This is a genomic window from Pseudomonas sp. RL_15y_Pfl2_60 (genome assembly GCF_963970595.1).
Lineage (GTDB): Bacteria > Pseudomonadota > Gammaproteobacteria > Pseudomonadales > Pseudomonadaceae > Aquipseudomonas.
In genome coordinates, this window is the sequence record NZ_CAXAOE010000005.1 from 178250 (window position 1) to 191967 (window position 13718).

At 57.2% G+C, this 13718-nt stretch carries 14 protein-coding genes; 12 read left to right on the top strand and 2 right to left on the bottom strand.

Features of this window, described 5'->3' with window-relative positions:
• The gene (locus AACY26_RS15090; protein WP_339515421.1) at positions 1–441 is read left to right on the top strand and encodes a DUF2269 family protein; all 441 of its coding nucleotides are present in this window, start codon (positions 1–3) and stop codon (positions 439–441) included.
• A gap of 76 nt (positions 442–517) precedes the next feature.
• On the opposite strand, the gene AACY26_RS15095 is transcribed toward AACY26_RS15090, so the two are convergent.
• Entirely contained in the window at positions 518–1171 is a 654-nt protein-coding gene (locus AACY26_RS15095) for an HAD family hydrolase (protein ID WP_339515422.1), read from the bottom strand.
• Positions 1172–1312: 141 nt separating this feature from the next.
• On the opposite strand from AACY26_RS15095, the gene AACY26_RS15100 reads away from it, so the two are divergent.
• Positions 1313–1792, top strand: coding sequence for an RNA pyrophosphohydrolase (locus AACY26_RS15100; RefSeq protein ID WP_339515423.1), 480 nt, complete (start codon positions 1313–1315; stop codon positions 1790–1792).
• Positions 1793–1811: 19 nt separating this feature from the next.
• Positions 1812–4091 (top strand): phosphoenolpyruvate--protein phosphotransferase, encoded by a 2280-nt coding sequence (gene ptsP / locus AACY26_RS15105; RefSeq protein WP_339515424.1) that lies wholly within the window; start codon positions 1812–1814, stop codon positions 4089–4091.
• 33 nt (positions 4092–4124) lie between these two features.
• Here the strand turns inward: ptsP and AACY26_RS15110 are convergent, their stop codons facing one another.
• Positions 4125–4871 carry an NRDE family protein gene (locus tag AACY26_RS15110; protein ID WP_339515425.1) on the bottom strand — a complete coding sequence of 249 codons (747 nt, stop codon included), beginning with the start codon at positions 4869–4871 and terminating at the stop codon, positions 4125–4127.
• Between the two features lie 120 nt (positions 4872–4991).
• Between AACY26_RS15110 and AACY26_RS15115 the strand changes: the two genes are divergently transcribed.
• The 9 genes from AACY26_RS15115 to AACY26_RS15155 all read left to right on the top strand — a co-directional run bounded on the left by AACY26_RS15115 (position 4992) and on the right by AACY26_RS15155 (position 13632).
• Positions 4992–5774 (top strand): sulfite exporter TauE/SafE family protein, encoded by a 783-nt coding sequence (locus AACY26_RS15115; RefSeq protein ID WP_339515426.1) that lies wholly within the window; start codon positions 4992–4994, stop codon positions 5772–5774.
• Between the two features lie 21 nt (positions 5775–5795).
• On the top strand, positions 5796–6599 hold the full coding sequence (lgt, locus tag AACY26_RS15120) for a prolipoprotein diacylglyceryl transferase (protein ID WP_339515427.1): 804 nt from the start codon (positions 5796–5798) through the stop codon (positions 6597–6599).
• Positions 6596–7390 (top strand): thymidylate synthase, encoded by a 795-nt coding sequence (locus AACY26_RS15125; protein ID WP_010485614.1) that lies wholly within the window; start codon positions 6596–6598, stop codon positions 7388–7390. Before lgt ends, AACY26_RS15125 begins: the two co-directional genes overlap by 4 nt.
• Positions 7390–8253 (top strand): LysR substrate-binding domain-containing protein, encoded by an 864-nt coding sequence (locus tag AACY26_RS15130; RefSeq protein ID WP_339515428.1) that lies wholly within the window; start codon positions 7390–7392, stop codon positions 8251–8253. Before AACY26_RS15125 ends, AACY26_RS15130 begins: the two co-directional genes overlap by 1 nt.
• A gap of 143 nt (positions 8254–8396) precedes the next feature.
• On the top strand, positions 8397–9440 hold the full coding sequence (locus AACY26_RS15135) for a putative 2-aminoethylphosphonate ABC transporter ATP-binding protein (RefSeq protein WP_339515429.1): 1044 nt from the start codon (positions 8397–8399) through the stop codon (positions 9438–9440).
• A 1-nt stretch (position 9441) separates the two neighbouring features.
• Entirely contained in the window at positions 9442–11157 is a 1716-nt protein-coding gene (locus AACY26_RS15140) for a putative 2-aminoethylphosphonate ABC transporter permease subunit (RefSeq protein ID WP_339515430.1), read from the top strand.
• A gap of 119 nt (positions 11158–11276) precedes the next feature.
• Entirely contained in the window at positions 11277–12296 is a 1020-nt protein-coding gene (locus tag AACY26_RS15145) for a putative 2-aminoethylphosphonate ABC transporter substrate-binding protein (RefSeq protein ID WP_339515431.1), read from the top strand.
• The gene (locus AACY26_RS15150; RefSeq protein ID WP_339515432.1) at positions 12265–12444 is read left to right on the top strand and encodes a hypothetical protein; all 180 of its coding nucleotides are present in this window, start codon (positions 12265–12267) and stop codon (positions 12442–12444) included. The genes AACY26_RS15145 and AACY26_RS15150 overlap by 32 nt, the downstream gene beginning before the upstream one ends.
• Positions 12445–12471: 27 nt before the next feature.
• Positions 12472–13632 (top strand): TIGR03364 family FAD-dependent oxidoreductase, encoded by a 1161-nt coding sequence (locus AACY26_RS15155; RefSeq protein WP_339515433.1) that lies wholly within the window; start codon positions 12472–12474, stop codon positions 13630–13632.
• Positions 13633–13718: the final 86 nt, after the last annotated feature.

Consider the following 13718-nt stretch of genomic DNA (forward strand, 5'->3'; position numbering starts at 1 on the left):
ATGGAACATTATCAACTGGTAAAGATTGCCCACAGCGCTGTTGCAGTGCTTGTGTTGTTAGGTTTGCTGGCGCATGTATTTATGCTCTGGAAAGCCCAGCGTAGCGGTGATGCTGCCGTGCTGCAGCGCAAGCTCAAGCGCACACGTTTTATCAGCATGCCGGTGTTGGCCCTGCTGGCGCTGACGCTGCCTTTCAGTGGTTACTGGATGGTCGACATGACCGGGTTACCATTGAGCCAGATGTGGTTGTTGGCCAGTAGTGTGCTGTTTGCTGTGCTGGTGATCTTGGGCTTGTTGCTTTCCGGTCGCCTGCGCGTCTGGCTGGCTTTGGGTGAGACGCCCGCATCAGCAGGCTTGAAGCGCTTTTGCATGGCTTATGCGCTGCTGATCATTATCGTGCTGATTGCGATCATGGGGCTGATGGGCGCTAAGCCGGTTTAAGCGCTGCATTCTAAAAAGGGTTACAGGCGCGTGCCGTAACCCTTTTTTTGTGCCTGCCGATTAGCACAGAGGTTTCTTAGCGCAGCGAAATCACCGGCCAGCCGCGTTTTTCAGCTTCGGCTTGCAGGCGTGGGTCCGGGTCAACGGCGAACGCATGGCTGACTTGCTCGAGCAGCGGCAGGTCGTTCATTGAATCGCTGTAGAAATAGCTGTCTTCAAGGCTGTACCCGGTTTCTTCAAGCCAGCGGTTAAGCCGGGTGACCTTGCCTTCCTTGAAGCAGGGCACATCGGTTGTCCGTCCGGTGTAGCGCCCATCGAGCATTTCGCATTCGGTCGCCAGCAGGGTGTCCACGCCAAGGCGGGCTGCAATGGGGCCGGTGACGAAGCGGTTGGTTGCGGTGATGATCACCAGCTTGTCGCCTGCCTGGCGGTGTTGTTCGAGCAAAGCCTCGGCCTTGGCCAGGATGATCGGCTCTATGCAATCGCGCATAAAATCATCGTGCCACTGCTGCAACTGGCTCATTTCGGTGCGCCCGAGTATGTCCAGGGTGAAATTCAGGTAGTCGGTGATGTTCAGGGTGCCAGCTAGATAGTCCTGATAGAACTCGTCATTGCGGTTCTTGTAGGCGATGCCATCGAGAATGCCGCGCTCACACAAATAGTCGCCCCATGCGTGGTCGCTGTCGCCGCCAAGCAGGGTGTTGTCGAGATCAAATAAAGCCAAACGCACAGGTCACCTTCACCGGTTTTGCTTAAGGATCAGCAGAATAGCTGCTTTTGCCAGTCATTCCTATGACACCATTTAGTGCGTTGCCGCTGTTGCAGGCTTTGTGGAACAATGCCGATTCATGCGTTAACGAGGTTGTGCGCTGTGATCGACTCCGATGGTTTCCGCCCGAACGTCGGCATTATTTTGACTAATGATGCCGGGCAAGTGCTATGGGCGCGCCGGATTAACCAGGACGCGTGGCAATTCCCACAAGGTGGGATCAACGATAATGAGTCGCCGGAAGACGCGCTCTATCGTGAATTGAATGAAGAAGTCGGGCTTGAGCGGCGCGATGTTAAAATTCTCGCCTGCACCCGGGGCTGGTTGAGGTATCGTCTACCTCAGCGGTTAGTGCGTACGCACAGCCAACCGCTGTGCATCGGTCAGAAACAAAAGTGGTTTTTGCTGCGCCTAACCTCTGATGAGCAGCGCGTACGCATGGACCTCACCAATAAACCTGAGTTTGATGGCTGGAAGTGGGTCAGTTATTGGTATCCTCTCGGTCAAGTCGTTACATTTAAGCGTGAAGTTTATCGCCGCGCCCTTAAAGAACTCGCACCGCGTTTGTTGACGCGGGACTGACATAGACTAGAGTCGAGCCATGCTCAATACGCTGCGCAAGATCGTCCAGGAAGTGAATGCCGCCAAAGATCTCAAGGCGGCGTTGGGCATTATCGTGCAGCGCGTAAAAGAGGCCATGGGCAGCCACGTCTGCTCTGTTTACCTGCTCGACCCTGAAACCAACCGTTTCGTATTGATGGCCACCGATGGCCTGCTCAAGCGTTCGATTGGCAAGGTCAGCATGGCGCCAAATGAAGGCCTGGTTGGTCTTGTGGGTACGCGCGAAGAGCCGCTGAACCTTGAGAACGCAGCCGCTCACCCACGCTATCGTTACTTTGCTGAAACCGGTGAAGAACGCTACGCCTCATTCTTGGGCTCGCCGATCATTCACCACCGTCGGGTGATGGGTGTTCTGGTTATCCAGCAAAAAGAGCGTCGCCAGTTCGACGAAGGTGAAGAAGCCTTCCTGGTCACCATGAGCGCCCAGCTCGCCGGGGTTATTGCCCACGCCGAGGCCACGGGCTCGATTCGCGGCCTGGGCAAGCAAGGCAAGGGCATTCAGGAAGCCAAGTTTGTCGGCGTACCCGGCTCACCGGGTGCGGCGGTGGGTACTGCGCTGGTGGTGCTGCCGCCGGCTGATCTTGAAGTGGTGCCCGATAAAACCATTGAAAACATCGACGCCGAGTTGGCCTTGTTCAATACGGCTCTTGAAGGCGTTCGTGCAGACATGCGCGCACTTTCGGCGAAGATGGCCACACAGTTGCGCCCGGAAGAGTGTGCGCTGTTTGATGTCTACTTGATGATGCTTGAAGACGCCTCGCTGGGTAACGAAGTGGTCAAGGTCATCAAAACCGGCCAGTGGGCGCAGGGTGCGTTGCGTCAAGTGGTGACGGATCACGTCAACCGTTTCGAGTTGATGGACGATGCCTACCTGCGTGAACGGGCGTCGGACATCAAGGATCTGGGTCGACGCTTGCTAGCGTATTTGCAAAAAGCCCGTCAGCAAAACCTGACGTATCCTGATAACACCATCCTGGTCAGTGAGGAACTGTCGCCGTCGATGCTTGGCGAAGTGCCGGAAGGCAAGTTGGTCGGCCTGGTTTCGGTGCTGGGTTCGGGCAACTCCCACGTAGCGATCTTTGCCCGCGCCATGGGCATCCCGACAGTCATGGGCGCTGTGGATTTACCCTATTCGAAGATCGACGGCATCCAGCTAATCGTCGACGGCTATCACGGTGAAGTGTTCACCAACCCCAGCGAGATGCTGCGCAAGCAATACGCTGATGTGGTTGAGGAAGAACGCCAGCTAAGCCAGGGCCTTGATGCGTTGCGTGCCCTGCCGTGCGAGACGCTCGATGGGCACCGTATGCCGCTGTGGGTCAATACCGGCTTGCTGGCAGATGTAACCCGCGCGCAAGAGCGCGGCGCCGAAGGTGTGGGCCTGTACCGCACTGAAGTGCCCTTTATGATGAAGGAACGCTTCCCCAGCGAAAAAGAACAGCTGGCGATTTACCGCGAGCAGCTTGAGGCTTTCCATCCGCTGCCAGTCACCATGCGCAGCCTGGATATTGGCGGTGACAAGAGCCTGTCGTACTTTCCGATCAAGGAAGACAATCCCTTCCTGGGCTGGCGCGGCATTCGTGTGACCCTCGATCACCCGGAAATCTTCCTGGTACAAACAAGGGCCATGCTCAAGGCCAGCGAAGGTCTGAACAACCTGCGGATTTTGTTGCCGATGATCTCCGGGGTGCAGGAGCTTGAAGAAGCCCTGCATCTGATCCACCGTGCCTGGGGTGAGGTGCGTGATGAGGGCACTGATGTGCCATTGCCGCCCATCGGCATGATGATCGAGATTCCTGCGGCGGTTTATCAAACCCGTGATCTGGCGCGGCAAGTGGATTTCCTTTCGGTCGGCTCTAACGACCTGACGCAATATCTGCTGGCCGTGGATCGCAACAATCCACGGGTCGCAGACCTTTACGACTTCTTCCATCCAGCGGTTTTGCAAGCGTTGCGCAAAGTCGTCGATGACTCACATGCCGAAGGCAAGCCGGTGAGTATCTGTGGTGAGATGGCCGGTGATCCAGCTGCGGCGGTGCTGCTCATGGCGATGGGCTTTGATAGCTTGTCGATGAACGCCACCAACTTACCCAAGGTGAAGTGGTTGCTGCGTCAGATCACCATGACCAAGGCCCGCGAACTGCTGGCGCAAGTGATGACCATCGACAACCCGCAGGTTATCGACAGCACCTTGCATTTGGCGCTGCGTAACCTTGGCTTGGGCCGCATGATTAACCCTGCTTCGGATATTCAGGCCTAAGCCTGCGGCTTAGGCTCAGGCGCTTATCCACAGTCAGCCTTGCAGGCTGACTTCGCCAAACTCAGCGCCATGTGCGCCAAAGCTGCGTTCAATTATTTGCCAATGTCCGTCCGCCTTGACAACCAATGCAGTGCTGGCACGTGTGCCGTAGGTTTGGCTGGCAATAAATGCGCTGCCAAGCAAGCGTTCTGTGGCAATGCCGACGCCGGTGTCAGGCAAGTCGCTGTCGTCTGGTACCTGGTTATTGCTAAGCAGTTCGAGCAAGGCTTGCGGCTGTGGTGATTCAAGCAATTGTGCAAGCGCCTGTTTGGCGTAATCCACTTTGGGCCAGGCGCTGTCGAGCTCGGCATTGGATAAGCCGTAAACCCCTGCGCTGAGTGTTCGGGCTTCACCGCTGTGCGAATTGAAATAGCACAGCTGCTGACCATCGCCGACCAGCAAGTTAAACCCTGAATAATCAGCCGCATTGGCTATAAGTGTTTCGATATAGTCGCAAGCGCTCAGTCGACCGCGGAGAAAGTTCGCTGGCAGTTCGCCGCGCGAACGCAAGCCTGCAGGTGGGCGAGGGTCGCGAATATTGGTCAATGCAGCGAAGCGGCCGCTACTGGTAATGCCTAGCCAGGTGCCGCCTGCTTCGAGGTCGCGTCCGGCAAATATTCCGGGTGCATCATGCCATTCGCTCAGCACGGCGCTGGGGCGCGCATAGAATTCATCGCGATTGGCGGCAACCACCAGGGGATAGGCGTGCTCCGGGCGCCAAGCAAAGGTTATCAGGCACATGATTGCTTCCTTGGTTGATGATGCTGCCACTTTACGCAATGCCGACCATGGCATCCATCGCTCTTGAGTAGAGGCAAATGGCTGCATCCGTTACCATGCGCCTTTATTTCGGGGGTGGTGATGGAGCTGCTGCTGTATCTGATGCTTGGCGCTGCAGCTGGCGTTATGGCCGGCCTGTTTGGTGTCGGTGGCGGTTTGATCATTGTTCCGGTGCTGGTCGCAAGTTTTGCTGCACATGGTTTTGCTCCAGAAGTCTTGACTCATCTAGCGGTGGGCACTTCACTGGCAACCATCATCTTTACTTCGATCAACTCAGTGCTTGAGCACCACCGCATAGGCGCGGTGCGCTGGCCGCTGTTTATCTGGATGGCTGCGGGTATATTGCTTGGCGCAGCGCTGGGCGCCCTGACTGCGAGTAAGATCCAAGGCCCGCTGCTGCAGAAGATCATCGGGGTGTTTGCGATTAGTGTTGCGCTGCAGATGATTCTCGGTTTGAAACCCAAGGCCAGCCGTGGTGTCCCAGGCAAGCCCGGATTATCCGTGGCAGGTGTGGTGATTGGTTGGGCGTCGGCGATTTTTGGCATTGGCGGTGGCTCGCTGAGCGTGCCGTTTTTGATGTGGCGCAGCGTGCCCATGCAACAGGCGGTAGCAACTTCATCGGCATGCGGCCTGCCCATTGCGCTGGCCGGTGCCATAAGCTTTATGTGGATCGGCTGGAACGAGCCGCAGTTGCCGCAATGGAGTGCAGGGTTTGTCTACCTGCCTGCATTGGCCGGAATCGCCGTGAGTAGTATGTTTTTTGCACGAGTGGGCGCGCGCCTGGCGCATCGTTTATCGCCGCTCGTACTCAAGCGTTTATTTGCCCTGCTGCTATTTTGCGTGGGCTTGAATTTCCTGATTTAACGCGTTCTTAGGAGTTTTTTGATGCTGGCTTACCCCCAGATCGACCCGGTTGCGATTTCCCTCGGGCCGTTGCAAATCCATTGGTATGGCCTGATGTATCTTGTCGGGATCGGCGGTGCATGGCTGTTGGCATCGCGTCGTCTGCATAGCTTTGCGCCGACCTGGACCAAAGAAAAACTCTCGGACCTGGTGTTCTGGTGCGCCATGGGAGTGATACTCGGTGGCCGCCTGGGTTACGTGCTGTTTTATGATTTACCCGCTTATATTGCCAACCCGCTACTGATCCTCGAAGTATGGAAGGGCGGCATGTCGTTCCACGGTGGTTTCATCGGCGTGATGCTGGCTTCCTGGTGGTTTGGCAAGCGTAACAACAAGACCTTCTTCGAGTTGATGGATTTTATTGCGCCCTTGGTGCCGATTGGCCTGGGCGCAGGACGTATTGGCAACTTCATCAACGCCGAGCTGTGGGGCAAGGCCACTGACGTGCCTTGGGCAATGGTGTTCCCGACCGACCCGCAGCAGCTGGCCCGGCATCCGTCGCAGCTGTATCAGTTCGCGCTTGAGGGCGTGGCGCTGTTCGCCATCTTGTGGTTCTACTCGCGCAAACCGCGGCCAACCATGGCGGTGTCGGGGATGTTCGCCATGTGCTACGGCATATTCCGTTTCATTGTCGAGTTTGTGCGAGTGCCGGATGCGCAGTTGGGGTATCTCGCCTGGGGTTGGCTGACCATGGGCCAGATTCTGTCGCTGCCGATGATTATTGGTGGCATGGCGTTGATCGCATACGCCTACCGTCGCCAAGCTGCTCAAGGAGCCGTGCAATGAAACAGTATCTGGACATGATGCGTCTGGTTCGCGAGACCGGCACGTTCAAAAGCGACCGCACCGGCACAGGCACCTACAGCCTGTTTGCCCATCAGATGCGCTTCGACCTGGCCGAAGGCTTCCCGCTGGTGACCACCAAGAAGTGCCATCTCAAGTCGATCATCCACGAACTGCTGTGGTTCTTGCAGGGTGATACCAATATCCGTTACCTCAAGGAAAACGGCGTACGCATCTGGGATGAGTGGGCCGATGAAAATGGTGATCTCGGCCCGGTCTACGGCTATCAGTGGCGCAACTGGCCGGCGCCTAATGGGGAGTCGGTTGACCAGATCAGCAAGCTGATCGAGATGATCAAGACCAACCCGGATTCGCGCCGCCTGATCGTTTCGGCCTGGAATCCGGCGCTGGTCGAGCAGATGGCGCTGCCACCTTGCCATGCCCTGTTCCAGTTCTACGTTGCGGACGGCAAGCTCAGCTGCCAGTTGTATCAGCGTTCGGCTGATATCTTCCTTGGCGTGCCCTTCAATATCGCCAGCTACGCACTGCTGACCTTGATGGTGGCGCAGGTTTGCGGCTTGCAACCAGGCGAGTTCATCTGGACCGGCGGCGACTGCCACTTGTACGCCAACCACATTGAGCAGGCTGACCTGCAACTTAGCCGTGAGCCGTTGCCATTGCCGCAGATGAAGCTCAATCCAGAGGTCACGGATTTGTTCGCCTTCAAGTTTGAGGACTTCGAACTGGTCGGTTACGAAGCCCATCCGCATATCAAAGCGCCTGTAGCGGTCTGATGCACAGCGCTGAGCTAAAGGCCTTCTACATGGTCGCTCGCCTGGGCAGCATTACCCAGGCGGCGAAAAAGCTCGGCCTCAGCCAGCCAACTATTACCACTCAAGTACGCAGCCTTGAGAGCCAGTACAACGTCGAGCTGTTCTACCGCGGTGGTCGGCGCTTAACCCTGACGCAGGCGGGCGTCGAGCTGTTGCCAATGGTCAAGAAGTTGATGCAGGAAGAAGCTGATATCGAGTTCTTCCTGCGTAATTGCGGGCAAGCGCACGGCACACTGCGCCTTGCCGCGACGGCGCCCTATTACATGCTCGACCTGATCAAGCGCTTTCATCAGCAATACCCGCAGGTCGAAGTCAGCCTGGAGATTGGCAACTCCCAACAGGTTATCGAGGCGCTTGAGGATTATCGTGTCGATCTGGCTGCCTCTTCGCAGCTCAACGCCGATGCCCGCTTGACTCACCTGACCCTGGGCCAGGACCCGCTGGTGCTGGCGGTGCACCGTGAACACCCGCTGGCCGCACAGGAAAAGGTTAACGTGGCTGCACTGGCCAGCCATTGCCTGCTGATGCGCGAGCAAGGGTCGACAACACGGGTATTGACCGAGCAAATGCTGGCGCAGGCTGGCGTCAGCGTCGCCAGGCTGCTTGAGATTGGTAACCGTGAGTCCATCCGTGAAGCGGTGGTGCGCAATATCGGCATCAGTGTGATTGCCCGCCAGGAAGTGCCGGATCACCCTGACCTGCGGGTGGTCGAGTTGGAGCAGGCGCCGATGATCAGCGAACATCTGTATTGCCTCAAGGAGCGTCGCCAGGCGCGTTTGCTTGCCGCCTTCCTGACGCTGGCACACGGCACTATTGGCGACTAGGCAACTTCGGTCCGGGTTACCGGCCAAGCATTCCCAAATATACCGATGCCACTATCGGCAGCTTTTGCCTAACTGCCATAAAGCCTTCGCATAGCCTGTTTAGCATCAACCTCATTCGGGCAATTTGCTCAGTGAGGTGGCAGATGACTCAACACAACATGCAGGTTCGCGGTATCCACAAAGGCTTCGGTGCTTTTCAGGCGCTTGATGGTGTTTCTCTGGATGTCGAAGCCGGAGAGCTGGTGTGCTTGCTCGGGCCGTCGGGTTGCGGCAAAACCACCTTGTTGCGCTGCATTGCCGGGCTGGAGAAGCAGGATCGTGGCAGCATTGTCATTGGCTCGCGCGATGTCTCCAATTTACCGCCACAAGCCCGCGACTACGGCATCCTGTTTCAGTCTTACGCACTCTTTCCCAACCTCAGCGTGGCACAGAACATCGCCTACGGCTTGAGCGGCGATAGCCGTGAAGTCGTGCGTGCACGGGTCAGCGAGATGCTTGAGCTGGTTGGCCTGCTCGGCAGCGAGAAAAAGTATCCGGGCCAGCTCTCCGGCGGCCAGCAACAGCGAGTTGCCTTGGCCCGCGCGCTGGCGCCCAAGCCTTCGCTATTGCTGCTCGATGAACCCATGTCGGCACTGGATGCGCGGGTGCGTGAGCATCTGTGCGGCGAACTGCGTCAGTTACAGAAGACCCTCGGCGTGACCGCCTTGATGGTGACCCACAATCAAGATGAAGCAATGCTGATGGCTGACCGCATCGCGGTGATGAACCAGGGTCATGTCGAGCAATACGCCACGCCGCAACAGATCTATAACCAGCCCGCGACACCATTTGTTGCTGAGTTCGTCGGCCAAGGCAATTGGTTGCCCTTTGCCTGCGCTCAAGATGGCAGTGCCCGGGTGGGTGGTCTGCACCTGCATTTGCCGCAGGCTCAAGCCTTGCAACAAGGGCGCTTGTTCTGTCGTCCTGAAGCGGTGGTGATAAACCCGCAAGAAGGGATCGACAATCAGTTTCACGCGCAAATGCGTGATGTCACCTTCCTGGGCAACCGTTGCCGAATGAATTTCGAACTGACGGAATTGCCGGGGCTGACCCTGCAGGCCGAGTTGTCCCCAGAGGCCATGCCGCGCCTGTCGAGCTCGGATATTCGGATCGCGTTGCCTTCAAGCAGTCTGCAGGTGTTTGCTTAACATGACGGTGCAACAGCATATCAATCTGCAGGCGCCTGCCCAGAGCAAGCATGTCGCCAGCAAAAGCCACGCAGGCTGGGCTGACCGCTTGTTTGTTGAGGGTGGCAAAGGCGTGTTGCTGGTGCTGCTGATCGTTGCCGTGTTGTTGCCTTTGCTGGCCATGCTCTGGCGCGGTTTCAGCGGTGAGGGCGGTGGCCTTAGTGCTGCATATGAGTTGTTCTCCAGCGACAATTTCCGCTGGTTGGTACTCAATAGCTTGAAAGTGTCGACCACTGTGGCGCTGATCGTGGTGCCGCTGGCGTACCTGTTTGCCTATGCGTTGCAACGCACATTGATAGCGGGCAAAGGCCTGTGGCGGGCGATTTCACTGCTGCCGCTGCTGGCGCCATCGATGCTGCCGGGCATAGCCTTGATCTATCTGTTCGGCAATCAGGGCATCTTGCGCGGGCTGTTCGCCGACAACATCTACGGTTTCTGGGGGATAGTGCTCGGCGAGGTGATTTACACCTTTCCCCACGCGTTGATGATCCTGATTTCGGCCCTTTCCCTGGCTGATGCCCGGCTGTTTGATGCGGCATCGAGCATGGGCGCTTCACCCTGGCGTGCATTTCGCAGCATCACCTGGCCGGGTAGCCGCCAGGGTGTATTTGCGGCGTTTTGCCTGGTGTTCACCCTGACGATTACCGATTTTGGCGTGCCGGTGGTGGTCGGCGGTGATTATCAGGTGCTGGCGCTGGAGGCCTACAAAGCCGTGGTTGGCCAGCAACAGTTTGGCCGTGGCGCATTGATTGGCATGGTCTTGTTGATCCCGGCGTTGCTTAGCTTCGGTGTCGATATGTGGCTGCGCCGACGCTCGCGAGACAGCATGAGTGGGCGCGCTCAGGTGTATCACCCGCAACCCTCGCGTCTGCGCGACGGTATTTTCCTGGGCATCGTCATCTTGTTGTGTGCCGCGTTATTGCTGGTGTTTGGCATGGCGATTTTCTCATCGCTGGTCAAGTTCTGGCCTTACAACCTGTCGCTGGTGCTGGATCACTACAGCTTCTCTGATTTGCCCGGTGGTTGGTCGGCGTATAGCAATAGCTTGATCCTTGCCACGTGCAGCGCGGTATTTGGCAGCTTGCTGATTTTTACCGGCGCCTACCTGATGGAGAAAACCCGGCAAAACGCATTGACGCAGATCCTGCGCATGCTCAGCTTTATTCCGATGGCGGTGCCGGGGTTGGTGCTGGGCTTGGGTTATGTCTTTTTCTTCAACCTGCCCAGCAACCCGCTGAGTGGTTTGTACGGCACCCTGACCTTGCTCGTGGTGTGCACCATTGCGCATTTTTTGACCACTGCACAGATGACCGCCAGCACGGCGCTGCGTCAGCTGGACGGTGAGTTTGAAGCCGCTGCGCTGTCGCTGAAAATGCCGCTGGCCAAGCATTACCTGCGCGTAACGCTGCCTATTTGCCTGCCCGCTTTGCTCGACATCATTCGCTACTTGTTCGTCTCGGCGATGACCACTGTGTCAGCCGCAATCTTTCTTTACAGCCCCGACAGCATGCTCGCCGCCGTTGCCGTGTTGAACATGGATGACGCAGGCAACGTCGGCGGTGCGGCTGCCATGTCGACCCTTATTTTACTGACCTCAGCTGGGGTATCGGTGTTACTGGCCGGCGCCTCGCGGGGGTTGCTGCTGCGTTCGCAAGCCTGGCGCCAGGCGGGTGATTGAGGCGGTGATACCGATGCAAAACGACTACCTCTGACTGAGTTTTAAAGCCTGCCTGTGCAGCTTGATCGCCTGAAATCTGATTCTGCCAACCCATAAAACCTTTGATATTGGAGCTTCACATGTTTAAACGCACTGCTCTAGCCACCGCTTTGATTGCCGGTTTTAGTCTGCACGCCAGTGCTGCAACCGAGTTGACCGTTTACACCGCGCTCGAGGTTGAGCAACTCAAGGCTTACAAAGAAGCGTTTGAGAAGAAGAACCCGGATATCGAAATTAAATGGGTGCGTGACTCAACGGGCATCATCACCGCCAAACTGCTGGCTGAAAAAGACCGGCCACAGGCAGATGTGGTGTGGGGGTTGGCAGCGTCCAGCCTGGCCGTGCTCGACAAACAGCAGATGCTTGAGGCCTATGCGCCAGAGCAGCTCGACAAGATCAGTGCCAACTACCGCGATGCAACCAATCCTCCGGCATGGGTTGGGATGGACGTCTGGGCGGCGACTGTTTGCTTCAACACGGTCGAGGCGCAGAAGCAAAACCTGCCGAAACCGGTTAGCTGGGAAGACCTGACCAAGCCGATCTACAAAGACAAAATCGTCATGCCTAACCCAGCTTCGTCCGGTACCGGGTATCTGGATGTCAGTTCCTGGCTGCAGACATTCGGTGAGCCACAAGGTTGGGCCTATATGGACCGCCTGCATCAGAACATCGGCCAATACACCCATTCAGGCTCCAAGCCCTGCAAGCTGGCGGCTGCTGGCGAGTTCCCGATTGGTATCTCGTTTGAATACCCAGCCGTTCAGTTGCAACGCAAAGGGGCGCCGCTGGATATCGTCCTGCCCAAAGAAGGCCTGGGCTGGGATATCGAGGCGACCGGCATTATCAAAGGCACCGCCCACTTGGACGCGGCCAAGAAGCTGGCTGACTTTTCTGCCAGCAGCGACGCCATGCAATTGTACAAGAGCAACTTCGCGGTACTGGCCCAGCCGGGTATCGCTGAGCGTTTCCAGGAGTTACCAGCCGACTACGAGCAACGCCTGATCAAGAACGACTTTGCCTGGGCAGCGGAGAATCGCGACAAGATCCTCGCCGAATGGCGCAAGCGCTATGACGGCAAATCAGAGCCTGTGGCTCAGTGATGCAGCCGGCAGCGACGCTCTGGCGGTGTTGCGCGTACGCGCGTCTACCCAGGTCGCCGCTGCCTGGCGCTCGATTTGTGGTGCGGTTGATTGGGTAAAAGCTCTGCAGGGTGCGCGTCCGCAAGGCGTGCGCTTCCAGTTAGGGTGAATTAAACACTGAGTTTGAGGATTTTTAATGAGTCAGCAAGATTGTGACCTGCTGGTTGTAGGCGCCGGTATTCTGGGCCTGGCCCATGCTTATGCGGCGGCCAAGCGCGGCCTTAAGGTCAAGGTGTTCGAGCGCAGCCACACACCGCTTGGGGCTTCCGTGCGCAACTTTGGGCAAGCGCTGGTGACCGGGCAGGCGCCCGGACCGATGCTTGATCTTGCCCGTTTGAGCCGTGGCTTGTGGGCCGGTCTTGCGGCTGATGCCGGTTTATCGATCAAGCAGCAAGGCTCGTTGCTGTTTGCCCGTACCGAAGCCGAGGAGGCGCTGCTTGAGGCATTTTGTAAAGGGCGGGCGCCTCAGCACGGCTATAAGGTTGATTTGCTGCGTGGTGCAGCGCTGGGCGATTTGTATGAGGGCCGCTTTGCGCATCATCGTGCAGCACTGCATGGCTTGGATGACCAGCAGATCTATTCGCGTGAAGCCATTCCGCAGTTGGCTAAGCACTTACAACAGCGTTACTCCGTAGAGTTTCACTTCTCGACCTTGGTGCAAGATATTCAGCCCGGCCTGGTTAAAACCACCAGCGGCATCTTTCGCAGCCCGCGAGTGGTGGTTTGTTCAGGTCACGACTACCAGACCTTGCTGGCAGAGCAGATCAGCGCATTGCAACCGCAAGTCTGCGGGTTGCAGATGTTGCGTGCGCGCTTGCAGCAACCTCTGCAGTTGCAGCATGCATTACTCACCGGTTTGAGCTGTGTGCATTACGGTGCATTTTCCGACTTGCCCGAGGCGGATGCTATCCGTGCGCAAATTTCCCAACAGCAACCGGAGCTTGAAGCCCATGGTATTCACTTGTTGATCAGTCCGACACCCTACGGCGAGCTGATCATTGGTGATTCCCATGTCTACGGCAGTGATATCGAGCCCTTCAATAGTGAAGCTGTTGATCAAATAATGATCAATTTGGCCGAGCATACCTTGGGTGCGCCTATTGAGGTCGTTGAGCGCTGGCAAGGTGTTTATGGTGCGCGAGGGCCGGGACCATTCAGTGTGCTTCGCGTTGATGAAGGGGTGCAGGCCGTCCTGATGCACACCGGGTTGGGCATGAGTGTCGGTTTAGGTTTGGGGGAACGCACTGTTGCTGCAATGCTGGGCGAAAGTGCATGGCCGAGCATTCAGGCTGCATAAATGTAACTGCTCTTTAGGGCCCGATTCAGAGCGGTTACGGGCCCCAATCCCTAAGCCCGCAAAACTATCCATTGCACCTCAGTGTC

Bases quoted from the DNA above. Each gene is read 5' to 3' on its own strand.
- AACY26_RS15090 (WP_339515421.1), top strand. From the start codon at position 1: ATGGAACATTATCAACTGGTAAAGATTGCCCACAGCGCTGTTGCAGTG.
- ptsP (WP_339515424.1), top strand. From the start codon at position 1,812: ATGCTCAATACGCTGCGCAAGATCGTCCAGGAAGTGAATGCCGCCAAA.
- AACY26_RS15110 (WP_339515425.1), bottom strand. From the start codon at position 4,871: ATGTGCCTGATAACCTTTGCTTGGCGCCCGGAGCACGCCTATCCCCTG.
- AACY26_RS15115 (WP_339515426.1), top strand. From the start codon at position 4,992: ATGGAGCTGCTGCTGTATCTGATGCTTGGCGCTGCAGCTGGCGTTATG.
- lgt (WP_339515427.1), top strand. From the start codon at position 5,796: ATGCTGGCTTACCCCCAGATCGACCCGGTTGCGATTTCCCTCGGGCCG.
- AACY26_RS15125 (WP_010485614.1), top strand. From the start codon at position 6,596: ATGAAACAGTATCTGGACATGATGCGTCTGGTTCGCGAGACCGGCACG.
- AACY26_RS15130 (WP_339515428.1), top strand. From the start codon at position 7,390: ATGCACAGCGCTGAGCTAAAGGCCTTCTACATGGTCGCTCGCCTGGGC.
- AACY26_RS15135 (WP_339515429.1), top strand. From the start codon at position 8,397: ATGACTCAACACAACATGCAGGTTCGCGGTATCCACAAAGGCTTCGGT.
- AACY26_RS15140 (WP_339515430.1), top strand. From the start codon at position 9,442: ATGACGGTGCAACAGCATATCAATCTGCAGGCGCCTGCCCAGAGCAAG.
- AACY26_RS15145 (WP_339515431.1), top strand. From the start codon at position 11,277: ATGTTTAAACGCACTGCTCTAGCCACCGCTTTGATTGCCGGTTTTAGT.
- AACY26_RS15150 (WP_339515432.1), top strand. From the start codon at position 12,265: ATGACGGCAAATCAGAGCCTGTGGCTCAGTGATGCAGCCGGCAGCGAC.
- AACY26_RS15155 (WP_339515433.1), top strand. From the start codon at position 12,472: ATGAGTCAGCAAGATTGTGACCTGCTGGTTGTAGGCGCCGGTATTCTG.